Source organism: Massilia sp. Dwa41.01b (assembly GCF_014171775.1).
GTDB lineage: Bacteria > Pseudomonadota > Gammaproteobacteria > Burkholderiales > Burkholderiaceae_D > Telluria.
This window is the reverse complement of record NZ_CP050454.1, coordinates 4,743,103-4,766,812: the sequence shown is the minus strand read 5'-3', so window position 1 is coordinate 4,766,812 and position 23,710 is coordinate 4,743,103. Positions and strand designations below refer to the sequence as shown.

Sequence of the window (23,710 nt, the reverse complement as noted above, 5' to 3'; positions counted from 1 at the left end):
TCAGTCAGACCACGATCAACTTGCGAAAGATTAACGATGAAATTCATGAAGAAACTTATCTGTAGCGCGGTCCTTGCATGCTGTTCCACCACCGCGGCCATGGCCGCCCCGCTCCTGAACGGCTGGGTCTTCAATCCGTCCGGCACCGGTTTTACTGGCGGTCAAGCCATCAATGAATACCTGGATGTCAACGGCAACGCATTCATCGAGCTCAAAGCGACGGGCGGTACCTCCTTCTCGTTCAAGGAAACGGCCGTATTCAATATCACCCAGGCCGACAGCAATGGAAAACTGTTCCCGATTAACTACCTTGGAGGCAATATCACGGCCACCTTCGAGGCCGTCGGCAGCGGCGACTTCAACGGCGCCTTCAGCTTCACGGGCGGCACCATCCGCCTGTACCAGAACCCGACCGCTGGCCAGTACGGCAGTACCCAGGGTTACTTTGGTGCCAACCTCGGCAATGTGATCGCCGAGTTCACCGTCTTCGGCGGTGGCGGCCTGGTCGATGCCAGCGGCAGCCCGACCAACAATGGCCAGGTGAGTGTCTTCGCGCAGGCAGCGCCAGGCATGCTCGACAGCGGTTATTTCTTCGACCGCAACGGCCACGACCTGTCGGCCGATTCCATCCTGTCGTTCGCCTTTACCAATGCCAATACGGTCAGCAAGCCAGGCACGCGCCTGGTGAACGAAGTGGCTTGCCAGTTCGGCGGTTTCACGGGGCCGGGCTGCAAGGGCGGCACCTACCGCAACAAGCCGCAAGAGTATTTTTTCCTGGGTAGCAATGGCCAGCTGAAGCTGGGCCGCGAGGCCGAGGTGCCGGAACCGGCTTCGCTGGCGCTGTTCGGCGCAGCCCTGCTCGGTGCGGGGATGGCGTCGCGCAAGCGCCGCGAGAAGGCGTAAGGGGCAGCAGCAAAAAAGAGCGGCATTGCCGCTCTTTTTGATTGTCCAGGCAAATGCGGCCCTGCGTTCAGGTATGTGCGCCTTGGGTCCACACGGCCTGCATGCCCAGCAGATGCAGGACGATCCAGCTGGCGATGGCCACTGCCGCGACCAGGATAGCGGCCTGGCCCAGGATCTTGCCGCGAGGCCAGGTGTCGTCCACGCGCCGTGCGAACAGCCCGGCAAGCACCACCCACTGCACCAGGGTCAGCAGGTAGCCGATCGTATTGCCCAGGAAAAAACTGGCGCTGTTCGCGCTATGCATCTTCCCCGCGAAGATGAAGGGGTACAGGTTCAATACCCAGGGGCTGTCGTTGACCAGCATGATCACGCCCAGCCCGAGCGGTGCGGTCAGGAAGCCGACGAGCACGTACAGGGGCACCGCCAGCACGACCATGGCGCACAGCGCCACCACCGCGAAGCTTTGCCCGCGGCTCAGCGATCCCGAGTCCGCCGCCATCAGGCCAGCGCTTCCTTGGCAGCCTCTTCCGGCGTCAAGCCATCGTAGAACAGGTCGGTGAACCACTCGACCTGCTCCTCGATATGCTCCTGCGCCTGTTCCTGCGTCGCGCCGCCGGCGACCAGATGCTTTTCAACCTCGATGCACCAGTTGATCAGTGCCAGGGTTTCTTCGTCGAGTTCTTCTTTCTTGGCCATGTCGGACCTCCAAATGAAAACGGGAGCCGCGGCTCCCGGTGGTTGTAGCTCAGGCCAGTACTTTACGCAGCCAGGCTGAAATGTCCTGGACTTCCTCGAAACACAGCGAATGCTGCATCGCGTATTCGTGCCATTCGATATGGTAGCCGAGTCCCTTGAGCACGTCGCGCGACTGCTCGGCGCGCAGGAAAGGCACCACGTGGTCCTGGCGGCCGTGCGCCATGAAGATCGGGGTGTCGATGCTTTCTTCGGTGCGCTCGTGCGGCACGTGGGTGTGCAGCGGCAGGTAGCCCGACAGGCAGAGCATGCCGGCCAGCTTTTCCGGGTGGCGCAAGCCCGTCTGCAGCGTCATCGCGCAGCCTTGCGAAAAGCCCGCCAGGATGATCTTCGAGGCCGGGATGCCGCGCGCCTTTTCGCGTGCGATCAGCGCCTCGACGTCGCGCTGCGAATTGCGCAGGCCGGCTTCGTCTTCGCGGCGGGTCAGTTCGGCACCTGTGATGTCGTACCAGGCGCGCATGACGTAGCCGCCGTTGACGGTCACGGGAATCGTCTTCGCGTGCGGGAACACGAAACGGATGCCGGGCATGCCTTGCAAAGCGAGCTCGCGCACCAGCGGCACGAAGTCGTTGCCGTCGGCGCCCAGGCCGTGCAGCCAGATGATCGCGGCCGTTGGATTCGGCGCGGTGTCGATTTCGATGTTTTGCAGCAGTTCGCTCATGCGTTGTCCTGTGGTGTGGGCGTGGCCGGGCGCTGCGCGTTCTTCGGGCGCCAGGCCTGGCTCACGGCCGGATTGGTTTCCATGTACGGTCCGCCGATCAGGTCGATGCAGTAGGGGACGGCAGCGAAGATGCCGCCGGCGACCACCTTGCCATCGGCGTCTTTCAAGCCTTCCAGTGTTTCCTTGATCGCCTTTGGCTGGCCCGGCAGGTTCATGATCAGCGCCGCGTGCTGGGGCGTCTCGCGGATCACCGCGACCTGGCGCGACAGGATCGCCGTCGGCACGAATTTCAAGCTGATCTGGCGCATCTGCTCACCGAAGCCGGGCATCTCCTTGGTGCCGACAGCGAGCGTGGCCTCGGGCGTGACGTCGCGCCGCGCCGGGCCGGTGCCGCCGGTGGTGAGCACCAGGTGGCAGCCGGCCACGTCGACCAATTCGACCAGGGTCTGCTCGATCTGCGCGCGCTCGTCGGGAATCAGGCGCGCCTCGATGCGATACGGCGTGGTGATGGCCGAGGCCAGCCAGTCCTGCAGCGCAGGAATGCCCTTGTCCTCGTATACGCCGCCGCTGGCGCGGTCCGAGACCGAGACCAGGCCGATGACAAGGGGCACCTCCTTACTCGTCCGCAGGCTCATCGTCAACGGACTCGTCATCCGCGTCGTCTTCGCCAGCCGCCGGCTTGGCCTGCTTGCCCAGGTCCTTCAGGATCTGGAACAGTTCGCGATAGGCCTTCGGCGGCTTCGATTCGGCCTGTTCCTTGCGCGCATTGCGGATCAGCGTGCGCAGCTGCTGCACGTCCAGTTCCGGGTGCTCTTCCAGCAGCGCGGTCAGGGCCTTGTCGTCGGTGAGCAGCTTTTCGCGGCGGCGTTCCAGCGCGTGCAGCGCGGCCGTCTCGGCCTTCGAGGCGCCTTTCCAGCTGTCGATGGTGCGCTTGATGACGGCCACTTCCTCTTCCGAGAGGGTACGCATCATCTTGCCGACATACTGCAACTGGCGGCGCCGGCCCTCGTGGTTGGTGATGGTCTGGCACATCAGGATCGCGTCCTTGACCTCGTCGGGCATCGGCACGCGCTTGACGCGGTCGCGGGGCTCGGCGATGAGCTGGGCGCCGAGCTTTTGCAGCTCGTCCGACTGGCGCTTCAGCTCGGACTTGGAAGGACGCTCGTATTCTTGCTCGAATTCGCTGGACTGGAAGCCCACTGAGCCGCGGTTTGGATTAGGCATGGTATGGATGATCCGATTGGCACGGGGCCGATCAGTAAAAACAGTAAACGGCTGCTATGATAACTGTTTTAGGGCTCGCTACGAAAAACACACATGAACGACTCCGTTTTTACCCACACCCAGGACCAGCTGAAAGAGCTTGCGCGTAAGGTGCTGGCCTTTGCCCGCGAAGAGGGCGCCACCGATGCTTCGGTGGAAGTCAGCGAGGGCAGCGGGCTGTCGGTCGGAGTACGTCGTGGCAAGATCGAGACCATCGAACAGAACAAGGACAAGGGCATCGGCGTCACCGTCTATGCCGGCCAGCGCCGCGGCAACGCCAGCACCTCCGATTTTTCCGAAGCCTCGCTGCGCGCCACCGTCGAAGCGGCCTGGAACATCGCCCGCTTCACCGCCGAGGACGAAGCGGCGGGCCTGCCCGACGCCGACATGCTGGAGATGAACCCGCGCGACCTGCGCCTGTGCTACCCCTGGCAGATCACGACCGAGGAAGCGGTGGAGCTGGCGCAGCGCTGCGAGAACGCCGCTTTCGAAGTCGACCCGCGCATCACCAACAGCGAAGGCGCCAACGTCTACGTGCAGCAGTCGCATTTCGTCGCGGCCAATACGCGCGGCTTCATCGGCGGCTACCCGTTCTCGCGCCACACCTTGTCCGTGGCGCCGATCGCCGGCAAGGGCAACAAGATGCAGCGCGACGACTGGTACACCTCGGCGCGCGACCCGAAAAAGCTGGCCAAACCGGAAGCCGTGGGGCGCTATGCCGCCGAACGTGCCCTGGCACGCCTGAACGCGCGTAAACTCGATACCCGCACCTGCCCGGTGCTGTTCGAAGCGCCGCTGGCGGCCGGCCTGCTGGGCGCGTTTGTCCAGGCCACCTCGGGCGGCTCGCTCTACCGCAAGTCGAGCTTCCTGCTCGATACGCTCGGTAAACCAGTCTTCCCGAGCCATATCCAGATCCTCGAAGACCCGCACGTGATCGGCGAAGTCGGCTCCTCGCCCTTCGACGAGGAAGGCGTGCGCACGGTGCGGCGCAAGGTGGTAGCCGATGGCGTGCTGCAGGGTTATTTCCTGTCCTCGTATTCGGCGCGCAAGCTCGGCATGCAAACTACGGGCAATGCCGGCGGCTCGCATAATCTCACCATCACCTCCGATGAAACGAAGCTGGCCGACGACTTCGAGGGCATGCTGCGCAAGATGGGCACCGGCCTCCTGGTAACGGAGCTGATGGGGCAGGGCGTAAACTATGTCACGGGCGACTATTCGCGCGGCGCCTCGGGCTACTGGGTCGAGAATGGCGTCATCCAGTATCCGGTCGAGGAAGTCACGATCGCCGGCAACATGCGCGAGATGTTCCAGCAAATCGTTGCCGTCGGCAACGACGTGCTCAACCGTGGCAACAAGACGGTCGGATCGATCCTGATCGAGAAAATGGTCGTCGCAGGTAACTGAACTATCTACAGTGTTTCAGCCAAGGAAAGCATGAGCAAATTCGTTCGCATCGATAAGGAAAACAACCCGAAGAAGGCCCAGCTGCTGAACCTGGACCTGGTGGCCTCGGTCGAGCTGTCGCCGCAGTCCGACCTGCTCAGCTCGGCTGACGAGAAGCGCGTCTACGCCAGCTGCCTGGCGAGCGACAAGACGGTCATTGCCACCGTCCACTTCGATACCGTCGAGGATGCGCACGCCTGGGTCAAGCAACATTTGGGCGTGCAGCTGTAATTGTTCGCGGCCAACCTGACAGCGGTCCCTAGGGTGGGCGGGGCCGCCGAGGCACAGGGTGCCCACTCGGAATGATGCTAATTGTTAGCTGAAAGTTTGTGCGAAGATCGTCATGTCCGTTAAGCGCTCACCTTGATCATGGTTCCGCGCGGGGTAATTGAGGCCAATGGCCGCAATCACGGCTTCACCACGGCGCGCCTCGGCGGCCCCGCCCACCCTACGAGCGGCCTCCCGCTTTTCGAAAACCTCAGGCCGGCAGTTTCTGTAGCGCCCGCTCCACCGTCGTCGCCAGCTCCGCCAGCGCAAACGGTTTGCGCAGCAGCATGTCCTCGGTAATGACCTGTTCGATCGCCTTCATGTCGGCGTAGCCCGTGGCGATGATCATCGGCACGTCCGGCAAGTGCTCGCGTGCGCGCTTCACCAGTTCCGCCCCCGTCATGCCCGGCATCAGGTAATCCGTGATGATCAGGTCGGGCCGCAGCTGGGTCAGCATGCGCAGTCCGGCTTCGCCGTCCGGCGCCTGTGCCACCGTGTGGCCGAGTGCCTCGAGCGATTCCACCACCGACTGACGGACGGAATCGTCGTCCTCGACCACCAGGATGCGTACCTGCGGTGGCGGCGCCGCATCCACGGCCGGCACCGGCGCTAAAGCGGTTTCTTCCCTGCAGCCGGCGGCGGGCAGCCAGATTTCCACCGTGGTGCCGCGTCCCGGTTCGCTCAGGATGCGCGCGGCGCCGCCCGATTGCTGGGCCATGCCATACACCTGGGACAAGCCCAGGCCCGTTCCCTTGCCCACGCCCTTGGTCGTGAAGAAGGGCTCGAACACGCGTGCCACCAGTTCCGGCGGCATGCCTTCGCCGCTGTCGACCACGGCGATGCGCACGTAGTTGCCGTCGGGCAGCAGGCCGGCCGGCGCTTTCGCCGCTCCCGCGTGGAAGGCCAGGCTGCCGCCGCCGGGCATGGCATCGCGCGCGTTGATGGCCAGGTTCAGCAGGGCCATTTCCATCTGGTTCGCGTCGGCCATCACGCCGCAGTCGGTCTCGGCGTCGAAATGCAGGGCGATGCTCGAGCCCAGCGACGCCGTCACCAGCTCGCGCACGCCCTCGAACAGCGTGCCGACGTCGATCGGGCGCAGGTCCAGGGTCTGGTTGCGCGAGAAGGCCAGCAGCTGGCTGGTGAGCTTGGCGCCGCGCTGGCAGGCACGGCGTGCCACCTCGGCGCGCTGCCTGGCGATCTCGTCCTTCGACATCATGAGGATCAGGTCCATGCTGCCTTGCACGACGTTGAGCAGGTTGTTGAAGTCGTGGGCGATGCCGCCGGTCAGGCGCCCGATCGCTTCCATCTTCTGCAGCTGCACCATCGCCTGCTGCACCCGCTCGCGTTCGATGACTTCGTTCATCAGGCGGTCGTTGGCGCCGGCCAGCGCGCGGGTGCGTTCCTCGATGCGCAGTTCCAGCGTTTCGTTCAGCTGCACCAGCGCTTCCTGGCTCTGGCGCAGGCTGGCGGCGGTGCGTTCGCGGTCGGCCAGCACGTCGCGCGCCTGGTACTGGCGGCGCCGTGCGCGCAGGGCCGAGGCTGCCGCGCTGCGCAGGGTCTGGGCGTTGAGCGGGCGTTCCAGCAGGATCACGTTGCCGAGCTCGCCGATGCGCTCGCGGGCGCCGTTCGCAGCCAGGCCGATCGCTTTGCCCAGCAGAACGATGAAGGGGAAATCGGACCAGGGCGGCTGGCCGTCGAGCCAGGCGCGCAGGCGTCCCAGGTCGGCGCCATCGAGCGCTTCCTCGGCCACGATGGCAGCGCCGGCGCCAGCTTCGATGTGGGCCACGAACGCGTCGAAGCCGCTTGCCGTTTCGCAGGCGAAACCGTCGGGCCCCAGGACCGAACATATGACCTCGGCGTCGCGCCCGCGCGGCGCAAATACCAGCACGCGTTCTTCCAAGGTATTACTGGAGGTCATCGGCAGCGGTGGACATCATCGGCGTCGCGCCGCGGTAGCTCGGCAGGCCGGTGAGCACGCCCTCGAAGCCCACCAGCGCTTCGCCGATGCGCACGCCGTCCTCGCCGAGCTGCAGTTCGTGGATGGTCAGCGCGTGCGTCGCGGTGCGGCTCTTGATGACGGTAATGGCGCGGCGCAGGCGGCCGTTCGATTCGAAAAAGCGCATCAGGACCGTGGTGTCGGACAGGTAGCTCAGGTCGACATCGGTACGCACCTCGCCGATCAGGCCATGCTGGCCCAGCACGAGCACCGTCGTCACGCCCTGCTGGTTCAGGTAGGACAGCAGTTCGTGCATCTGCAGCGTCAGGTACTGCTCGCCCGGCATCGCCTGCTGGTAGGCATTCAGGCTGTCGATGACGATGAAGCGCACCGCGCCCTGCTCGACGGCGTCGCGCAGCATCTGGGCGAACTCGCCCGGCGACAGCTCGGCCGGATCGATATGGTGGATGCGCAGCTGGCCGGACTCGGCGTAGGGACGCAAATCCATGCCGAGCGCGGCGCTGCGCGCGAACAGCGTGCCCAGTCCCTCGTCGAACAGGTAGAGCGAGGCCTTCTCGCCGCGTTCCAGCGCTGCCAGCAGGCAGCGCACCGACAAGGTGGTCTTGCCGATGCCGGACGGCCCGACCATCAGGGTATTCGTGCCGCGCACCAGGCCGCCGCCGAGCAGGGCGTCGAAACTGCGCGATCCGCTGGGGCTGACGAGCGGCGCGAAGTCGCCCATGTGCTCGGACGCCACCAGGCGCGGGAACATGGTGATGCCGCCGGTGTCGAGGCTGTAGTCGTGGTAGCCGCCGCGGAAGCGGATGCCGCGCATCTTGACGATGTTGACGCGGCGGCGCTCCTTGCCGAATTCCTTGGCGATCTGTTCGAGGCTGATGACGCCGTGGGCGATGCTGTGCAGGTGCTGGTCGTTCTGCGCGGTCTTGTCGTCGAGCAGCAGCACGGTGCAGGCGCGGGAAGCGAAAAACTGCTTCAGGGCCAGGATCTGGCGCCGGTAACGCAAGGCGTTTTGCGCGAGCAGGCGCATTTCCGACATGCTGTCGAACACCACGCGCGCCGGCTTGATGCGGTCGACCTGGTCCATCACGTTGCGCGTCGTTTCGCCGAGCTCGACTTCCGAGGGGTGGAATACCGACTGCTGGGAATCCATGTCGAGCATGTCGTCGCTGGCCAGTTCATAGATTTCAAGCGCATCGAGCGACCAGCCGTGGCTGGCCGCCACCGCCCGCAATTCGGCCGCGGTTTCCGACAAGGTGATGTACAGGCCGCTTTCGCCCCGGGCCGCGCCGTCGAGCAGGAATTGCAGCCCGAGTGTGGTCTTGCCGGTGCCCGGCGTGCCTTCGACCAGGTAGACGCGCTGCGGCGTCAGGCCACCGCCCAGGATATCGTCGAGGCCGGCAATGCCGCTGGATATGCGTGGGCCGGTCAGGGCGACGGGGCGGGTGGAGGAATCGGAAGTCATGAAGCGGCCTATCGGTATATGCGGGGCAGCCGCGACCACGCTCCTGATGCGGGCGCCGTCGAGCCGACCGGTTGTGTGGCGCCCTATGCAAGGCGCAATAAATACCGATTATAGTGCGGTTCGAACGGAGTAGGCGCGTGCCATTGTGCAAGATCGCGCTGCAGGAAAATGCTCAGGCCGCTTCGATCCGGCTCAGGCGCTGGCCGTAGATGCCCCAGGTGACGTCCTGGCCGTCGACCTGGCCGCGCAGGACCCAGCCGGTGCCGATCTTCTCGACCGTGATCTCGGTCTTGAGTTCCTTGGCGACTTTTTCCGCCCACATGCGGGCGGCGCCCTGGCCCTTGAACATTTCCTGGCCCTGGTAGACAACGGTGGCGTCGAAGACGGGTGCGGCGAAGATACTCATGTTGTGACTCCCTGAAAGAAAAAAGCCCCGCCGGAGCGGGGCAGGGACCTTATTGAAGGGCCCGGATCGACTGCAGCACCGGCTGCAGCACGGCGGCACCCAGGCGTGCGCTGCGGGCGCCATCCCAGCCCACCTGCGGGTCCGGGTCGTTGGCGTTGTCCTTGAACGGCAGCTCGAGGGTCAGCGACAGGCAGCCGAAGGCGTGGGTGATGTGGGGCGAACCCATGGTCAGCGTCTCTTCGGTGTAGGGCGATTCGCCGTAGCCGTGCACGTCCTGGAAGTCGGGGCTGGCGATCTTGAAGTCGTCACTGAAACGCTTCTGCGCGGCGGCCTGCTCGGGCGTGAAGTTCGGCAGGGATTCGCTGCCGGCCACGAACACATACGGCAGGCCTTCGTCGCCATGCACGTCCAGGCACAGGTCGACGCCGGTTTCATGCATCTTCTGCTTGACCAGGAAGACTTCCGGGCTGCGCTCCATGGTGGGGTTGAGCCACTCGCGGTTCAGGTTGGCGCCGGCCGCATTCGTGCGCAGGTTGCCGCGCACCGAGCCGTCCGGGTTCATGTTCGGGACCACGTAGAACACCGTTTCGTTCAGCAGCTGGCGGCCAAACGGGTGGGCCGGATCGAGCAGGGCGTCGAGCATCCCTTCGACGAACCATTCCGCCATCGTCTCGCCCGGGTGCTGGCGCGCGATGACCCAGACTTTTTTCTTGCCTGCGCCGGGTTCGCCGATCACCAGCATGTTCAGGTCGCGGCCGTCGACGGTGGAGCCGAGGTCGAGCATGCGCACGTGCTCGCTCATCTGCGCGCGGTCGAGCAGCTCGAGATGGCGCTCCCACGAGTAGGGCTCGAAGTAGGCGTAGTAGACGCTGTCCATGCCCGGGGTGTGCTCGATCGTCAAGACCTGGCCGTCGAACGAGGTCGGCACGCGAAACCAGTTGATGCGGTCGTAGCTGGCCATCGCGTTGTAGTCTTCCCAGCCTTTTGGGTACGCTGCCTGGCCGGCGTTGAGCAGGCGGATCGTGCAGGGCTCACCTGCGGCGCCCTGCAGGCGGAAGTAGAACCACTGGGTGATGTCGGCGTGCGAGTCGGAGCGGATGTTCAGGTCGATGGCGTTCGCGCTCGTGGCGTTCACGATCTCGATGGCGCCGGCGTCGAACTGGCTGCTGATCTTGATAGACATGGGGTGTCCTGTGGATGGCAAGAAGTAAAGAAGAGATGATAACCGGTTTCGAATGTTGGAAAAGGGGTATGCAGCCTGATCGTCGTCGTATTCGCGTTGCCGATGACCAGCCGATGATACCGCGTGGGGCATTGAAGCCGGGGGCTTCAATGCGACTCCACCCTACGAAACCAGCGATACGTAGGGTGGGCTCTTGAGCCCACGCCGTCTCACCCGCTGATCGTTGGCGCACTCACCGCAATCCCCCAAACCGCTGATAGAACGCATCGTCCGCCGCCGGTGCCGTCGCATCCTCGCGCCGCAGCACCGCATCGATATGCAGCTCCGCCTGCGCGTACACGAGCAGATAAATCGCCCGCGCCACCTCGTACGCATCGGACCCCGGCCACGGCTGGGGCAGCAACTCGATCGGCAGCAGCGGATCGTGCAGCTGCAGGCGCCGGTACGCGTGAATCAAGAGCGAACGAATCGCGAAGGCCGCCTCCGGTGCCACGGCCGGCTCCTCGGCCAGCTGGGCCAGGAGCGGCGTGAACCCGTCGACGAAATCGCGATAGCTCTGCGCCACCGCGGTCAGGTTCCAGCCTTCGCCGACAAGCTCGCCCAGCGGACGCGAGCCAGCCTTGGGGAGTTCGCCGGCGTCGAGCACGAACACCTTGCCCTGCGCCCCGGTGCGCTCCGGGCATCATGCAGCGCCTCGGGAGCGGCCGCCGGGTGGGCCAGCATGCCCGGCCCCAGCATCGCAAAGCCTTCCCACTCGAGTTCTTTCCTCACCGCCGTGCGCAGGTCGCCATCGATGCTGCCGTTGGGCGCCAATACCAGCGTCCAGCGTCCATTCCAGTGCAGGCCGGGCGGGGCGTAGATGCGGCGGTCGGCGCGCTGGAAGCGCGGCAGCGAGGCGGCGTCGAGCGGCTGCGGCTGCGAAACCCTCGCGGCTGGCCGTCAGCCAGCCTTCCTGCACCAGGCGAAACACGCTGGTGCGCACCAGCCGGTCGGTGACGCCGAGCGGGGCCAGCAATTCGATCAGGCTGCCCAGCCAGGCGGCACCGCCGTGCGGCGCGATCGCGTCGCCCATCACCGTCATCACGAGCGACTTCGAGCGTGGTGGCTCAAGCGAGAGGAAGTGGCCGATCCACTCATGGCTGGTCAGTTGTTTCATGCAGATCCCGTCACTCCGCCTTGCTCAATATGATTCAAAATTTCGGTGTACATCTCGAATTCTGTATCGTATTATCTCCGGGTGATGTTTGCAACGGGAGACTGATATGTACGCGCAGATGGTGGAAACCGGGCTGAAAAAGGTCCAGACGCAGGAAGACATGAGTGCCGAGGAACAGGCATTCCAGGCCCGTATCGACGCGGGCGTGAAGATCGAGCCGAAGGACTGGATGCCCGAGGCTTACCGCAAGACGCTGATCCGCCAGATCTCCCAGCACGCGCACTCCGAGATCGTCGGCCAGCTGCCGGAAGGTAACTGGGTGACGCGCGCGCCGACCCTGAAGCGCAAGTCGGTGCTGCTGGCGAAGATCCAGGACGAAGCCGGCCACGGCCTCTACCTGTACAGCGCCGCCGAAACCCTGGGCGTCTCGCGCGACGAGCTGCTCGCCGCCCTGCATTCGGGCAAAGCCAAGTACTCGAGCATCTTCAACTATCCCACCCTGAGCTGGGCCGACATGGGCGCGATCGGCTGGCTGGTCGACGGTTCGGCCATCATCAACCAGATCCCGCTCTGCCGCTGCTCCTATGGCCCGTACTCGCGTGCCATGATCCGCGTCTGCAAGGAAGAGTCCTTCCACGCGCGCCAGGGCTACGACATCATGATGAGCCTGGCCAAGGGCACGCCCGAGCAGAGGGCGATGGCGCAGGATGCGCTGAACCGCTGGTGGTGGCCATCGCTCATGATGTTCGGCCCGTCGGACGCCGAATCGGTCAACAGCGCGCAGTCGACCCAGTGGCGCATCAAGCTGTTCTCGAACGACGAGCTGCGCCAGCGCATGGTCGACCAGACCGTGCCGCAAGCCGAATACCTCGGCCTCACGATTCCGGACCCGGACCTCAAGTGGAACGCCGAAACCGGCCACTACGAATTCGGCGAGATCGACTGGAGCGAATTCCACAACGTCCTCAAGGGCAACGGCCCCTGCAACCGCGAGCGCCTGCGCACGCGCGTAAAAGCCTGGGACGACGGCGAATGGTTCCGCGACGCGCTGGTAGCCCACGCCGACAAGCAAGCCGCCAAAAAAGCCGCCGCGTAAGAATCAATCCGCGGCAGAGATGCATCGTAGGGTGGGCACTCCGTGCCCACGCGGTGCAGCGCCTGCTTCGTCGAGCACGAAGCAGCATCGCCCGCGAACGTCAACAAAGTAGAACACCGGAGACAAGCATGAGCAAAGAATGGCCCCTGTGGGAAGTATTCATCCGCAGCCAGCACGGCCTCGCCCACAAGCACGTCGGCAGCCTGCACGCCCCTGACGCCGAAATGGCGATCAACAACGCCCGCGACGTCTACACGCGCCGCAACGAAGGCGTCTCGATCTGGGTCGTGCGCGCGCAGGACATCGTCGCTTCCAGCCCCTCGGACAAGGAAGCCCTGTTCGAGCCGGCCAACAGCAAGGTCTACCGCCACCCGACCTTCTTCCCGATGCCGGAAGAAGTGAAAAACCTGTGAGTGCGCAGTTAAAGGTGAACCTTATGGATGCCAAGATCGACTACCTCCTGCGCCAGGGCGACAACGCCCTGATCCTCTCGCAGCAGCTCTCCCAGTTGTGCGGCAAGGGCCCGGCGCTGGAAGAAGACATGGCGCTGACCAATGTCGCGCTCGACCTGCTCGGCCAGACCCGCATGTGGCTGACCTATGCCGGCGAACTCGAAGGGCAGGGACGCGACGAGGACAAGCTTGCCTTCCACCGCGACGCGCATCAGTACCGCAACGTCCTGCTGGTCGAGCAGCCCAACGGCAGCTACGCCGAGACCTTGATGCGCCAGTTCTTCTTCGATACCTGGCACTACTTCCTGATGCAGGGCCTGACCAGGTCGACTGACCCACGCATCGCCGAGATCGCGGAAAAATCGATCAAGGAAATCACTTACCACCTGCGCCGCAGCGGCGACCTGGTCGTGCGCCTCGGCGACGGCACCGACCTCAGTCACGCGAAGATGCAAGCGGCCGCCGCCGAGTTGTGGATGTACACCGGCGAAGTGTTCATTTATGACGCCGTCGACAACGCGATGGTGGAGCAGGGAATCGCCCCGGCCGTGGAAGGCCTGCGCGCCGCCTTCTTCGAGCACGTGGGCGACATCTTCGCGGAAGCGACCCTCACGATGCCGTCGCTGGACGCGTACATGCAGCGCGGCGGCAAACAGGGCCGCCACAGCGAACGCCTCGGCTACATCCTGGCCGAGATGCAGTTCCTGCAGCGCGCCTATCCCGGAGCGGAGTGGTAAGAGATGACCATGAGCGCGCAGCCCGTCACGGTCGACCAGGTCTGGACCTGGTTAGGGGAGGTGCCCGACCCCGAGATCCCCGTGATCTCGGTGGTGGACCTCGGCATCGTGCGCGATGTCGCGTTCATCGATGACGCGTGCGTCGTCACGATCACGCCCACCTATTCGGGCTGTCCGGCGATGCAGGTCATCAGCGACGCGGTCGGCGAAGCCTTGCGCGCGCACGGCCTGGACAAGCTGCGCATCGTGACCCGGCTCTCTCCTGCCTGGACCACCGACTGGATGAGCGAGTCCGGCAAGGCTGCACTGAAAGGCTACGGCATCGCGCCACCCGTGCAGCAGGCGATCGACATCTCCGGCCTGCGCGGTGGAGTGAAACGTGCAGCCTTCAAGGAACCCGAAGTCGCCTGCCCGCACTGTGGTTCGCTCCACACCCAGCTCACCAGCCAGTTCGGCTCGACCCCGTGCAAGGCGCTCTATAAATGCCTGGACTGCCGCGAGCCTTTCGACTATTTCAAGTGCCACTAGTGCAAATGAGCCCAACAGTATGAGCAAATTCTATCCACTGACGGTCGCGAAAGTAAAACACGAGACGCGCGACGCCGTGTCCGTTACCTTCGCCGTCCCGCCCGAACTGAAACCCACCTTCGCCTACCAGCAGGGCCAGCACCTGACCCTGCGCGCGATGATCGACGGCGAAGACGTGCGCCGCTCCTACTCCATCTGCTCGGCCGTGCAGGACGAGCAGCTGCGCGTGGCGATCAAGAAGACGCCCGGCGGGCTGTTTTCGAACTGGGCCAACGAGCAGCTGGCACCCGGCACCACGCTGGAAGTCATGCCGCCAATGGGCCACTTCAACGTGCCGCTCGATGCGAACAGCGAGCGCCACTACCTCGCCTTTGCCGCCGGCAGCGGCATCACGCCCATCCTGTCGATCATCAAGACCACCCTGCTGGCCGAGCCGAAGAGCCGTTTTACCCTCGTCTACGGCAACCGTGCCTCATCAAGCGTCATCTTCCGCGATGAATTGACCGACCTGAAGGACCAGTACATGGGGCGCCTGAAGCTCGTGTACGTGATGAGCCGCGAGCAGCAGGACATCGAACTCTTCAACGGCCGCATCACCGGAGAGAAGTGCAGCGCCTTCCTGAAGCACTGGATTGCCGTCGAAGATATCGACATCGCCTTCATCTGCGGCCCGGAAGACATGATGCATGGCGTGTCCAAATCCTTGCAGGACGCCGGCATGGCCAAGGAAAAGATCCGCATCGAGCTGTTCGCCGCCAGCATCCCGAAGCACGAGCACAAGCCACGCAAGATCGAGGCCGGCGCCGCCCACCAGACCGAAGTCACCGTCATCATGGACGGCAGCGCCGCCAGCTTCACGATGGACAAGGACAAGGAATCGATCCTCGACGCCGGCCTGCGCGCCGGTATCGACATGCGCTACTCCTGCAAGGGCGGCGTCTGCTCCACCTGCCGCTGCAAGGTTGCCGAGGGCAAGGTCGAGATGGACGTGAACTACGCGCTGGAAGACTACGAGGTCGCGCGCGGTTTCGTGCTGTCCTGCCAGGCCTTCCCGATCACGGACAAGGTTGTGGTCGACTTCGACCAGCACGAATAAACAAGAACAAGGGAGACACGAATGAGCTACGAATCGATCCTCTTCAAGATCGAGAACGGCGTTGCCGTCCTCACCCTGAACCGCCCCGACCGCCTCAACAGCTTCACCCAGGCCATGCACCTGGAAGTGCGCGACGCCTTGAACACGCTGCAGGCCGATAAATCGGTGCGCGTGCTGGTACTGACCGGCGCCGGCCGCGGTTTCTGCGCCGGCCAGGACCTGGCCGACCGCGCCGTCGCACCGGGCGGCGCGGCCGTGGACCTGGGCGACTCGGTCGAAAAATTCTATGCGCCGCTGGTGATGACGCTGCGTAGTCTGCCCATGCCGGTGATCTGCGCCGTGAACGGCGTGGCCGCCGGCGCCGGCGCCAACCTGGCGCTGGCCTGCGACATCGTGCTGGCCGCCAAATCGGCCAGTTTCATCGAAGCCTTCTGCAAGCTCGGTCTGATTCCCGACACGGGCGGTACCTGGCACCTGCCGCGCCTGATCGGCCACGCGCGCGCCACGGGCCTGGCCATGCTGGGCGAGAAACTCAGCGCCGAAAAGGCGGAAGAATGGGGCCTGATCTGGCGCTGCGTGCCGGACGAGGCGCTGATGGACGAAGCGCTGGCCATGGCCGAGCACTTCGCCAGCGCGCCGACGAAAGGCCTGGCCTTCACCAAGAAAGCGCTGCAAGCGAGCTACGCGAACACGCTGCCGGACCAGCTGAAGCTGGAAGGCGAGATGATGCGCGAACTGGGTTACAGTCACGACTACCGCGAGGGCGTCGCCGCTTTCATCGGCAAACGCCCGGCGCAGTTCAAGGGGGAATGATGACGGCACTCGAAAAAGACGCCATCGTCGCCGTGATCGGCAGCGGCGCCATGGGCTCCGGTATTGCCCAGATCGCGGCCGCAAGCGGCCATCCGGTGCGCCTGTTCGATACGCGCCCGGAGGCAGCGGCGAAGGCGATTCAGGAGATCGGCAAGGTCTACGCCAAGCTGGTCGACAAGGGCCGCATGGGCGCGCCTGAGGCCGACCTCGCGCGTGAACGCCTGCAGGCGGTCGATTCGCTGGACGGCGTGAAGGATGCCGCCCTCGTCGTGGAAGCCATCGTCGAAAACCTCGACGCCAAGCGCAAGCTGTTTACTGACCTGGAAGGCATCGTCGGCGACGACTGCATCCTGGCGACGAATACCTCCTCGATCTCGGTCACCGCCATTGCCGCGCCTTTGAGCAAGCCCGAGCGCCTGGTCGGCATGCACTTCTTTAACCCGGTGCCCTTGATGGCGCTGGTGGAAGTGGTCAGCGGTCTCGCGACCGGGAAACGCGTGGCCGATACGGTCTACGCCACGGCGCAAGCCTGGGGCAAGGAGCCGGTGCACGCCACCTCCACGCCCGGCTTCATCGTCAACCGCGTGGCCCGTCCGTATTACGCGGAAGCGCTGCGCCTGCTGCAGGAAGGGGCAGCCGATGCGCCCACGCTCGACGCCGTGATGCGCGACTGCGGCGGTTTCCGCATGGGGCCTTTCGAGTTGATGGACCTGATCGGCCACGACGTCAATTTCTCGGTGACGCAGTCGGTGCACGCCGCCTATTTCGGCGACCCGCGCTTCACGCCCTCGACGCTGCAGCAGGAACTGGTGAACGCCGGCTTCCTCGGCCGCAAGACGGGACGCGGTTTCTATCGCTACGGCGACGATGCCGCCAAGCCGGTGGCGCAGGTGGAAGCCGCACGTCCACGCCCGAACGCGGTCGGCATCAGCGTCGCGCGCGAAATCACGCAGAGCGTGCTCTCGCCGATGGAAGCGCGCCTGCTTGGTGCCGGCTTCACGGTCGCGCACCGCGAGCCGCTTGCCGGGGCCGAGAAGCACGAAGCCCCGGCCTTCCATTGCCACGGTGCCGCGATTTTCCTGACCGACGGTCGCAGCGCCACCGAGCGCGCCGCCGCCAACAGCCATCCGAACACGGTCGTCTACGACCTGCTGCTGGATCACGCCAGGGCCACGCGCATCGCGCTGGCACGCGCGGACCAGTGCAGTGACGAGGCCTACGATGCCGTCGTCGGCCTGTTCCAGGCGGCCGGCTTCGAGGTCGTGCGCCTGGACGACGTCCCCGGCATGGCCGTGATGCGTACCGTCGCCATGCTGGCCAACGAGGCGGCCGATGCCGTCAACCAGGGCGTGTGCAGCGCGCGCGCGGTCGACATCGCCATGCAGAAGGGCGTGAACTATCCGCGCGGCCCGCTGGCCTGGGCGGACAGCGTCGGCATCGATCACATCGTGTCGGTGCTGGGCAATCTTGCGGCCACCTACGGCGAAGACCGCTACCGCGTGTCGCGCCACTGCTGCGCCGCAAGCTGGCCGCTGGCGGGGCAGGAGCGCGCTTCCATGCCTGACGATATCCAGCACAACCCGCAGGCGCTGGCCGAACTGGCCGGCAAGACCATGTACGAGCGCGACCCCGCCAGCCAGGCGCTGGGCATGACGCTCGACGCCATCCGTCCGGGTTACGCGCGCATGCGCATGCGGGTGCGTGCCGACATGCTCAACGGGCATGCGACCTGCCACGGCGGCTTCATCTTCATGCTGGCCGATTCCGCCTTTGCCTTCGCCTGCAACTCGCACAATTTCAACACGGTCGGCGCCGGCTGCACGATCGACTACCTGGCCCCTGGACGCGAGGGCGACGTCCTGGTGGCCGAGGCGGTCGAGCAGGCGCTCTCCGGCAAGACCGGCGTCTACGACGTCACCGTGACGAACGGGGAAGGGCGCGTCCTCGCGCTTTTCCGCGGCAAGTCGCACCGCGTGAGCGGGATGGTGGCCGAAGTGACGACTTAGTCGCCGGCTGGCGACCCCACCCAACGCTGAGAAGGAGGTCCGGAATGGTCCAACGTCATCCATCGCCTGGCGACCTGGAGCCGATCGAGCGCGCCAGCCGCGACGAGCTGCAGGCGCTGCAGCTCGAACGCCTGCGCTGGTCGCTGCGCCACGCCTACGAGAACGTGCCGCACTACCGGCGCGCGTTCGACGGGGCCGGCGTGCATCCCGACGACCTGAAAACGCTGGCCGACCTGGCGAAATTCCCTTTCACCGAAAAGAAGACCCTGCGCGACAATTATCCGTTCGGTCTCTTTGCGGTACCGCGCGAGCAGGTCGTGCGGGTGCACGCCTCGTCCGGCACCACCGGGCGCCCGACCGTGGTCGGCTACACGAAGAAGGACATCGACACCTGGGCCGACGTGGTCGCGCGCTCGATCCCGCCGCCGGCGGCCGCCCTGGCGACATGGTGCATGTGGCCTACGGCTATGGACTCTTCACCGGCGGCCTCGGTGCCCACTACGGCGCCGAGCGCCTGGGCTGCACCGTGGTGCCGATGTCGGGCGGGCAAACTGAAAAGCAGGTGCAGCTGATCACCGACTTCCAGCCGGCGATCATCATGGTCACGCCCTCGTACATGCTCAATATCGTCGAGGAGTTCAAGCGCCAGGGGATGGATCCGCGCGAGTCTTCGCTGAAGGTGGGCATCTTTGGCGCCGAACCCTGGACCGATGCCATGCGCGCCAATATCGAAGCGGCGGCCGGCATCGACGCCGTCGACATCTACGGCCTGTCCGAAGTGATGGGCCCGGGCGTGGCCAGCGAGTGCATCGAGAGCAAGGACGGCCCTGTCGTCTGGGAAGACCATTTCTACCCCGAGATCATCGACCCCGACACCGGCGAGGTGCTGCCCGACGGCGAAGAGGGGGAGCTGGTCTTCACCTCGCTGACGAAAGAAGCGCTGCCCATCATCCGCTACCGCACGCGTGACCTGACGCGCCTGCTGCCGCCGACCTCGCGTTCGATGCGGCGCATGGGCAGGATTACCGGCCGCTCGGACGACATGCTGATCATCCGCGGCGTGAACGTCTTCCCCAGCCAGATCGAGGAACTGATCCTGAAAATGCCGGCGCTGGCGCCGCAATACCAGCTGGTGGTGACGCGCGACGGCCACCTCGATTGTCTCGAGGTGCTGGGCGAACTGGTCGAAAGCGCGTCTGCCGATACCATCAATGCTTTGAGCGCCGAACTCCAGCATGCAATCAAGACCTATGTCGGCGTGAGCACCAAGGTGAAGCTGATGCCGCCGATGGGCATCGAGCGCACCCTGACCGGCAAGGCCCGGCGCGTGGTCGACAAGCGACCCAAGAATAACTAACGAGGAGATTCAACCATGATCGACGCATTCATCTGCGACGCCATCCGCACCCCCTTCGGCCGCTACGGCGGCGCACTCGCCAGCGTGCGTGCAGACGACCTGGCCGCGCTGCCGATTGCCGCCCTCATCGAACGCAACAAGGGCGTCGACTGGGCCATGGTCGACGATTTGTACTGGGGCTGCGCCAACCAGGCGGGCGAGGACAACCGCAACGTCGGCCACATGGCGGGCCTGCTGGCCGGCCTGCCGCCCGAGGTGCCGGGCAATACGATTAATCGCCTGTGCGGCTCCAGCCTGGACGCGGTCGGCCTGGCCGGCCGTGCGATCCGCTCGGGCGAAGCGAACCTGATCATCGCCGGCGGCTCCGAGAGCATGACGCGCGCGCCTTTCGTGATGGGCAAGGCCGATTCCGCTTTCTCGCGCGCGGCCAAGATCGAGGACACCACGATTGGCTGGCGTTTCGTCAACCCGCTGATGAAGGCGAAGTACGGCATCGACTCGATGCCGGAAACGGCGGAGAACGTGGCGCGTGACTTCAACGTCAACCGCGCCGACCAGGACGCCTTTGCCATCCGCAGCCAGCAGCGCTGGGCCCGCGCCAACGCTGCCGGCGTGTTCAAGGACGAGATCGTGCACGTGACGCTGCATTCGAAGAAGGGGGATTCGAAGGTGTTCGACACCGACGAGCATCCGCGTCCGGACACGACCATCGAAGCGCTGGCGAAACTGAAGGGCGTCGTCACGCCCGACGGCACCGTCACCGCCGGTAACGCCTCGGGCGTGAACGACGGTGCCTGCGCCTTGCTGATCGCCTCCGGCGCCGCTGCCGAACGTTTCGGCCTCACGCCGCGCGCGCATCGTCGGCATGGCCACCGCCGGCCTGGCGCCGCGCATTATGGGCTTCGGCCCCTCGCCGGCGACGAAAAAGGTGCTGGCGCAGACGGGTCTCACCATCGGCCAGATGGACGTGATCGAACTGAACGAAGCCTTTGCCGCGCAAGGCCTGGCCGTGATGCGCGACCTGGCCTGGCCGACGACGCCGAGCACGTGAACACGAATGGCGGCGCGATCGCGCTGGGCCACCCGCTGGGTGCATCCGGTGCGCGCCTGGTCACGCACGCGGTCTACCAGCTGCAGCGCACCGGCGGACGCTACGCGCTGTGCACGATGTGCATCGGCGTCGGCCAGGGCATCGCCCTGATCATCGAGCGGGTCTAAGCGTGGCGGTAAAAGTCTATGAAATCGACGGCGTGCGCCCCGTGGTCCACCCGTCGAGCTATGTGCACCCGACGGCGGTGCTGATCGGCGACGTCATCGTCGGTCCGCGCTGCTACATCGGCCCGCTGGCGTCCCTGCGCGGCGACTTCGGCCGCCTCGTGCTGGAAGAGGGCGCCAACGTCCGGGACTGCTGCGTGATGCACGGCTTCGAGAATGGCGAAACCGTGATCGAGGTCGACGGCCACATCGGCCACGGCGCCGTGCTGCACGGCTGCCGCGTGGGCCGCAACGCCATGGTCGGCATGAACGCCGTCGTGATGGACGGCGCCGTCGTCGGCGAAGAATCGATCGTCGCCGCCATGAGCTTCGTGAAAGCCGGCATGGTGATCCCGCCGCGCAGCATGGTAATGGGCACCCCGGCCCGCGTGATGCGCGAACTGAAAGAGGACGAAATCAAGTGGAAGAGCTTCGGCACCTTTCAATACCACCAGCTGGCGGTGCGCTCGCTGAACACGATGCGCGAAGTCGAGGCGTTTACCGAGGTAGAACCGAACCGTCCACAGTTCGACTTCAGCAACCAAGGCGGCCACGCGCCCAAAAAATAGCCAACGGTCACGTACGCAAACATCAATCTATACGTAGGGTGGGCTCTTGAGCCCACGCGGTACAGCACTTGCACACCACCTGCCCCAACAAATCCCGAGGAGACAACAACATGCTACCCCCAAGCACCCTGCAAAGCTGGATCGGCGGCCGCTGGATCGGCCAGGAAGCCCACACCCCCCTGCACAGCGCGTTAGATGGCCAGCTGGTCTACCACACCCACGCTGAAAAACTCGACTTCGACGAAGCCGTCACCTACGCCCGCAAGCTAGGGGTCCCCGGCCTGATGAAGCTCGACTTCCAGACCCGCGCCCAGCGCCTGAAAGCCCTGGCCCTGTACCTGATGGAGCGCAAGGAAGAGCTGTACGAGATTTCGCACCTGACCGGCGCCACCCGCCAGGACAGCTGGGTCGACGTCGAAGGCGGCATCGGCACCCTGTTCGCCTACGCCAGCATGGGTTCGCGCGAGCTGCCCTCGTCGAACGTGCTGCACGAAGGCCCGGCACTCGCGCTGGGCAAGCGCGGCGGTTTCGCCGGCACCCACATCCCGGTGCCGAAAGGCGGCCTGGCCGTGCACATCAACGCCTTCAACTTCCCGATCTGGGGCCTGCTCGAGAAATTCGCGCCAAGCTTCCTGGCCGCCATGCCCTGCATCGGCAAACCGGCGACAGCCACCAGCTACCTGACCCATGCCGTCGTCAAGATGATGATCGAGTCCGGCCTGCTGCCCGAAGGCGCGCTGCAGCTCGTCATCGGCTCGACCGGCGACCTGCTCGACCGCCTGACCGGTTTCGATGCCGTCACCTTCACCGGCTCGGCCGACACCGCCGCCAAGCTGCGCGCCAACCCGAACCTGATCCGCGAATCCGTCCCCTTCACGGCCGAAGCCGACTCGCTCAACTGCGCGATCCTGGCGCCGGACGTAACCCCCGACGACGCCGAATTCGATCTGTTCGTCAAGGAAGTCGCGCGCGAGATGACCGGCAAAGCCGGCCAGAAGTGCACGGCGATCCGCCGCATCATCGTGCCCGAGCAGCACGTGGATGCGCTGGGCGAACGCCTGCGCGAGCGCCTGTCGAAGATCGTCGTCGGCAATCCGAAGATGGAAGGCGTGCGCATGGGCGCGCTGGCATCGATGGACCAGCACCGCGACGTGTCGGAACGCGTCGAAATGCTCGCCCGCGGCAACGAGGTACTGTTCGGCGCCCACGAAGGCTTCGCACCGGTGGGCGAAGGCTGCGCGAATGGCGCCTTCTTCTCGCCGACCCTGCTCCTGTGCCGCAACGCCGCCATCAACGCCGCCGTGCACGACATCGAAGCGTTTGGGCCGGTGAGCACGATGATGACCTACCGCGACATCGACGAGGCCCTGCACCTGGCCGCGCTGGGCCGCGGTTCGCTGGTGACGACGCTGGCGACGAAAGACCCGATGATTGCCGCGCATGCGGTGCCGATTGCCGCGGCCTCGCATGGCCGCGTGCTGATCCCGGACCGCGAAGCCTCGGTCGACAACACCGGCCACGGTTCGCCCCCCTGCCGCAGCTGAAGCACGGCGGTCCGGGCCGCGCCGGCGGCGGCGAGGAGCTGGGCGGCATCCGCGCCGTGAAGCACTTCCTGCAGCGCGCGGCGGTGCAGGGCTCGCCGACGATGCTGACCGCCGTCACGGGCGAATACGTGCGCGGCGGCGCCGTCAAGGAAAGCGAGATCCACCCATTCCGCCGCTGGTTCGAGGACCTGGAGATCGGCCATTCCCTGCTGACGCACCGCCGTACCGTGAGCGAGGCGGATATCGTGAATTTCGGCGGCGTCTCGGGCGACTATTTCTACATGCACTTCGACGAGATCGCCGCGAAAGACACCCAGTTCGGCAAGCGCATCGCCCACGGCTACTTCGTGCTGTCGGCGGCCGCCGGCCTGTTTGTCTCGCCGGCACCGGGCCCGGTGCTGGCCAACTATGGCCTCGACAACCTGCGTTTCGTCGCGCCGGTGGCGATTGGCGACACCATCCGCGCCCGGCTCACCTGCAAGCGCAAGGTCGACCGTAACCGCACGGACGAACAGGGGCGCGGCCAGGGCGTGGTCGCGTGGGACGTGCAAGTCACCAACCAGAACGACGAACTGGTGGCCAGCTACGACATCCTGACGCTGGTGCAAAAGCGCAGCTGAGCCTTCCATCGGCTCGTCCCCGGACCGCGGCGGTCCTGCGATTGGGCAGGCATCCCGCGGGCCACATGCGCGGTCGTCGATCGACGCTACCGCCGGGCCGCTTCGTGCGGCCCGCGCCTTTTTTCTCCACCACGGTAAGGCCCGGCCAACCCGGCATGGGTCGCCGCTTTTCAAATTTCCT

At 65.4% G+C, this 23,710-nt stretch carries 23 protein-coding genes and 3 pseudogenes; 14 read left to right on the top strand and 12 right to left on the bottom strand.

Features of this window, described 5'->3' with window-relative positions; all coding sequences use genetic code 11:
- Positions 1-45: 45 nt before the first annotated feature.
- Positions 46-903, top strand: a complete 858-nt coding sequence (pepA, locus tag G4G28_RS21940; protein WP_182989928.1) for a flocculation-associated PEP-CTERM protein PepA — start codon at positions 46-48, stop codon at positions 901-903.
- 67 nt (positions 904-970) lie between these two features.
- Here the strand turns inward: pepA and G4G28_RS21935 are convergent, their stop codons facing one another.
- The 5 genes from G4G28_RS21935 to yjgA are packed head-to-tail and all read right to left on the bottom strand — an operon-like array spanning position 971 to position 3,541.
- Positions 971-1,402, bottom strand: a complete 432-nt coding sequence (locus G4G28_RS21935) for a hypothetical protein (protein ID WP_182989927.1) — start codon at positions 1,400-1,402, stop codon at positions 971-973.
- Positions 1,402-1,599 (bottom strand): hypothetical protein, encoded by a 198-nt coding sequence (locus G4G28_RS21930; RefSeq protein ID WP_182989926.1) that lies wholly within the window; start codon positions 1,597-1,599, stop codon positions 1,402-1,404. The genes G4G28_RS21935 and G4G28_RS21930 overlap by 1 nt, the downstream gene beginning before the upstream one ends.
- 49 nt (positions 1,600-1,648) lie before the next feature.
- Positions 1,649-2,317 carry an alpha/beta hydrolase gene (locus G4G28_RS21925; protein ID WP_182989925.1) on the bottom strand — a complete coding sequence of 223 codons (669 nt, stop codon included), beginning with the start codon at positions 2,315-2,317 and terminating at the stop codon, positions 1,649-1,651.
- On the bottom strand, positions 2,314-2,970 hold the full coding sequence (gene mog, locus G4G28_RS21920; protein WP_182989924.1) for a molybdopterin adenylyltransferase: 657 nt from the start codon (positions 2,968-2,970) through the stop codon (positions 2,314-2,316). Before mog ends, G4G28_RS21925 begins: the two co-directional genes overlap by 4 nt.
- Positions 2,933-3,541 carry a ribosome biogenesis factor YjgA gene (gene yjgA / locus G4G28_RS21915; protein ID WP_182989923.1) on the bottom strand — a complete coding sequence of 203 codons (609 nt, stop codon included), beginning with the start codon at positions 3,539-3,541 and terminating at the stop codon, positions 2,933-2,935. Before yjgA ends, mog begins: the two co-directional genes overlap by 38 nt.
- A gap of 93 nt (positions 3,542-3,634) precedes the next feature.
- Here yjgA and pmbA point away from each other — a divergent pair, with 93 nt between their 5' ends.
- Together pmbA and G4G28_RS21905 are read left to right on the top strand one after the other, a co-directional pair.
- On the top strand, positions 3,635-4,987 hold the full coding sequence (pmbA, locus tag G4G28_RS21910) for a metalloprotease PmbA (RefSeq protein WP_182989922.1): 1,353 nt from the start codon (positions 3,635-3,637) through the stop codon (positions 4,985-4,987).
- Positions 4,988-5,017: 30 nt separating this feature from the next.
- The gene (locus tag G4G28_RS21905) at positions 5,018-5,257 is read left to right on the top strand and encodes a hypothetical protein (protein ID WP_182989921.1); all 240 of its coding nucleotides are present in this window, start codon (positions 5,018-5,020) and stop codon (positions 5,255-5,257) included.
- Positions 5,258-5,504: 247 nt separating this feature from the next.
- Here the strand turns inward: G4G28_RS21905 and G4G28_RS21900 are convergent, their stop codons facing one another.
- The 7 genes from G4G28_RS21900 to G4G28_RS27035 form a co-directional block, all read right to left on the bottom strand.
- The gene (locus G4G28_RS21900; protein WP_229507773.1) at positions 5,505-7,211 is read right to left on the bottom strand and encodes a response regulator; all 1,707 of its coding nucleotides are present in this window, start codon (positions 7,209-7,211) and stop codon (positions 5,505-5,507) included.
- Positions 7,198-8,712, bottom strand: a complete 1,515-nt coding sequence (locus G4G28_RS21895) for an ATPase domain-containing protein (RefSeq protein ID WP_182989920.1) — start codon at positions 8,710-8,712, stop codon at positions 7,198-7,200. The genes G4G28_RS21900 and G4G28_RS21895 overlap by 14 nt, the downstream gene beginning before the upstream one ends.
- A gap of 172 nt (positions 8,713-8,884) precedes the next feature.
- A complete protein-coding gene (locus tag G4G28_RS21890) occupies positions 8,885-9,118 on the bottom strand; it encodes a hypothetical protein (RefSeq protein ID WP_182989919.1) in 234 nt (77 codons plus the stop codon).
- A gap of 49 nt (positions 9,119-9,167) precedes the next feature.
- Positions 9,168-10,301: a carboxypeptidase family protein gene (locus tag G4G28_RS21885; protein ID WP_182989918.1), complete on the bottom strand. Its 1,134-nt coding sequence runs from the start codon at positions 10,299-10,301 to the stop codon at positions 9,168-9,170.
- A gap of 232 nt (positions 10,302-10,533) precedes the next feature.
- Entirely contained in the window at positions 10,534-10,953 is a 420-nt protein-coding gene (locus tag G4G28_RS27040) for a PaaX family transcriptional regulator C-terminal domain-containing protein (RefSeq protein ID WP_229507772.1), read from the bottom strand.
- Positions 10,872-11,084 (bottom strand): hypothetical protein, encoded by a 213-nt coding sequence (locus G4G28_RS29480; RefSeq protein WP_374039808.1) that lies wholly within the window; start codon positions 11,082-11,084, stop codon positions 10,872-10,874. The genes G4G28_RS27040 and G4G28_RS29480 overlap by 82 nt, the downstream gene beginning before the upstream one ends.
- Positions 10,984-11,457, bottom strand: coding sequence for a hypothetical protein (locus G4G28_RS27035; protein WP_229507771.1), 474 nt, complete (start codon positions 11,455-11,457; stop codon positions 10,984-10,986). Before G4G28_RS27035 ends, G4G28_RS29480 begins: the two co-directional genes overlap by 101 nt.
- Positions 11,458-11,563: 106 nt before the next feature.
- Between G4G28_RS27035 and paaA the strand changes: the two genes are divergently transcribed.
- From paaA to paaZ, 11 genes and pseudogenes are all read left to right on the top strand, one after another.
- Positions 11,564-12,553 carry a 1,2-phenylacetyl-CoA epoxidase subunit PaaA gene (paaA, locus tag G4G28_RS21875; RefSeq protein WP_182989917.1) on the top strand — a complete coding sequence of 330 codons (990 nt, stop codon included), beginning with the start codon at positions 11,564-11,566 and terminating at the stop codon, positions 12,551-12,553.
- Between the two features lie 128 nt (positions 12,554-12,681).
- Positions 12,682-12,966, top strand: a complete 285-nt coding sequence (gene paaB / locus G4G28_RS21870; RefSeq protein WP_159701094.1) for a 1,2-phenylacetyl-CoA epoxidase subunit PaaB — start codon at positions 12,682-12,684, stop codon at positions 12,964-12,966.
- Positions 12,967-12,989: 23 nt separating this feature from the next.
- Positions 12,990-13,742: a 1,2-phenylacetyl-CoA epoxidase subunit PaaC gene (gene paaC, locus G4G28_RS21865; RefSeq protein WP_182989916.1), complete on the top strand. Its 753-nt coding sequence runs from the start codon at positions 12,990-12,992 to the stop codon at positions 13,740-13,742.
- Positions 13,743-13,751: 9 nt separating this feature from the next.
- Positions 13,752-14,270, top strand: coding sequence for a 1,2-phenylacetyl-CoA epoxidase subunit PaaD (paaD, locus tag G4G28_RS21860; protein WP_182989915.1), 519 nt, complete (start codon positions 13,752-13,754; stop codon positions 14,268-14,270).
- Between the two features lie 19 nt (positions 14,271-14,289).
- A complete protein-coding gene (gene paaE / locus G4G28_RS21855; RefSeq protein ID WP_182989914.1) occupies positions 14,290-15,366 on the top strand; it encodes a 1,2-phenylacetyl-CoA epoxidase subunit PaaE in 1,077 nt (358 codons plus the stop codon).
- A 21-nt stretch (positions 15,367-15,387) separates the two neighbouring features.
- Positions 15,388-16,179, top strand: a complete 792-nt coding sequence (gene paaG, locus G4G28_RS21850; RefSeq protein WP_183107831.1) for a 2-(1,2-epoxy-1,2-dihydrophenyl)acetyl-CoA isomerase PaaG — start codon at positions 15,388-15,390, stop codon at positions 16,177-16,179.
- On the top strand, positions 16,179-18,185 hold the full coding sequence (gene paaI, locus G4G28_RS21845) for a hydroxyphenylacetyl-CoA thioesterase PaaI (protein WP_374039750.1): 2,007 nt from the start codon (positions 16,179-16,181) through the stop codon (positions 18,183-18,185). The genes paaG and paaI overlap by 1 nt, the downstream gene beginning before the upstream one ends.
- 44 nt (positions 18,186-18,229) lie before the next feature.
- A pseudogene (gene paaK / locus G4G28_RS21835) lies at positions 18,230-19,542 on the top strand (phenylacetate--CoA ligase PaaK).
- Between the two features lie 15 nt (positions 19,543-19,557).
- A pseudogene (gene pcaF / locus G4G28_RS21830) lies at positions 19,558-20,760 on the top strand (3-oxoadipyl-CoA thiolase).
- Positions 20,761-20,762: 2 nt separating this feature from the next.
- The gene (locus G4G28_RS21825; protein WP_183107830.1) at positions 20,763-21,365 is read left to right on the top strand and encodes a phenylacetic acid degradation protein PaaY; all 603 of its coding nucleotides are present in this window, start codon (positions 20,763-20,765) and stop codon (positions 21,363-21,365) included.
- Between the two features lie 110 nt (positions 21,366-21,475).
- Positions 21,476-23,529: pseudogene (gene paaZ / locus G4G28_RS21820) on the top strand (phenylacetic acid degradation bifunctional protein PaaZ).
- Positions 23,530-23,710 lie beyond the last annotated feature (181 nt).

What these genes read in the sequence shown, in the direction of transcription:
- paaA (WP_182989917.1), top strand. Translation starts at nt 11,564, where the DNA reads ATGTACGCGCAGATGGTGGAAACCGGGCTGAAAAAGGTCCAGACGCAG.
- pepA (WP_182989928.1), top strand. Translation starts at nt 46, where the DNA reads ATGAAGAAACTTATCTGTAGCGCGGTCCTTGCATGCTGTTCCACCACC.
- mog (WP_182989924.1), bottom strand. Translation starts at nt 2,970, where the DNA reads ATGACGAGTCCGTTGACGATGAGCCTGCGGACGAGTAAGGAGGTGCCC.
- G4G28_RS21895 (WP_182989920.1), bottom strand. Translation starts at nt 8,712, where the DNA reads ATGACTTCCGATTCCTCCACCCGCCCCGTCGCCCTGACCGGCCCACGC.
- paaI (WP_374039750.1), top strand. Translation starts at nt 16,179, where the DNA reads ATGACGGCACTCGAAAAAGACGCCATCGTCGCCGTGATCGGCAGCGGC.
- paaB (WP_159701094.1), top strand. Translation starts at nt 12,682, where the DNA reads ATGAGCAAAGAATGGCCCCTGTGGGAAGTATTCATCCGCAGCCAGCAC.
- pmbA (WP_182989922.1), top strand. Translation starts at nt 3,635, where the DNA reads ATGAACGACTCCGTTTTTACCCACACCCAGGACCAGCTGAAAGAGCTT.
- paaG (WP_183107831.1), top strand. Translation starts at nt 15,388, where the DNA reads ATGAGCTACGAATCGATCCTCTTCAAGATCGAGAACGGCGTTGCCGTC.
- paaE (WP_182989914.1), top strand. Translation starts at nt 14,290, where the DNA reads ATGAGCAAATTCTATCCACTGACGGTCGCGAAAGTAAAACACGAGACG.
- G4G28_RS21905 (WP_182989921.1), top strand. Translation starts at nt 5,018, where the DNA reads ATGAGCAAATTCGTTCGCATCGATAAGGAAAACAACCCGAAGAAGGCC.
- paaC (WP_182989916.1), top strand. Translation starts at nt 12,990, where the DNA reads ATGGATGCCAAGATCGACTACCTCCTGCGCCAGGGCGACAACGCCCTG.
- yjgA (WP_182989923.1), bottom strand. Translation starts at nt 3,541, where the DNA reads ATGCCTAATCCAAACCGCGGCTCAGTGGGCTTCCAGTCCAGCGAATTC.
- G4G28_RS21900 (WP_229507773.1), bottom strand. Translation starts at nt 7,211, where the DNA reads ATGACCTCCAGTAATACCTTGGAAGAACGCGTGCTGGTATTTGCGCCG.
- G4G28_RS21935 (WP_182989927.1), bottom strand. Translation starts at nt 1,402, where the DNA reads ATGGCGGCGGACTCGGGATCGCTGAGCCGCGGGCAAAGCTTCGCGGTG.
- G4G28_RS21885 (WP_182989918.1), bottom strand. Translation starts at nt 10,301, where the DNA reads ATGTCTATCAAGATCAGCAGCCAGTTCGACGCCGGCGCCATCGAGATC.
- paaD (WP_182989915.1), top strand. Translation starts at nt 13,752, where the DNA reads ATGAGCGCGCAGCCCGTCACGGTCGACCAGGTCTGGACCTGGTTAGGG.
- G4G28_RS21925 (WP_182989925.1), bottom strand. Translation starts at nt 2,317, where the DNA reads ATGAGCGAACTGCTGCAAAACATCGAAATCGACACCGCGCCGAATCCA.
- G4G28_RS21890 (WP_182989919.1), bottom strand. Translation starts at nt 9,118, where the DNA reads ATGAGTATCTTCGCCGCACCCGTCTTCGACGCCACCGTTGTCTACCAG.
- G4G28_RS27035 (WP_229507771.1), bottom strand. Translation starts at nt 11,457, where the DNA reads ATGAAACAACTGACCAGCCATGAGTGGATCGGCCACTTCCTCTCGCTT.
- G4G28_RS21930 (WP_182989926.1), bottom strand. Translation starts at nt 1,599, where the DNA reads ATGGCCAAGAAAGAAGAACTCGACGAAGAAACCCTGGCACTGATCAAC.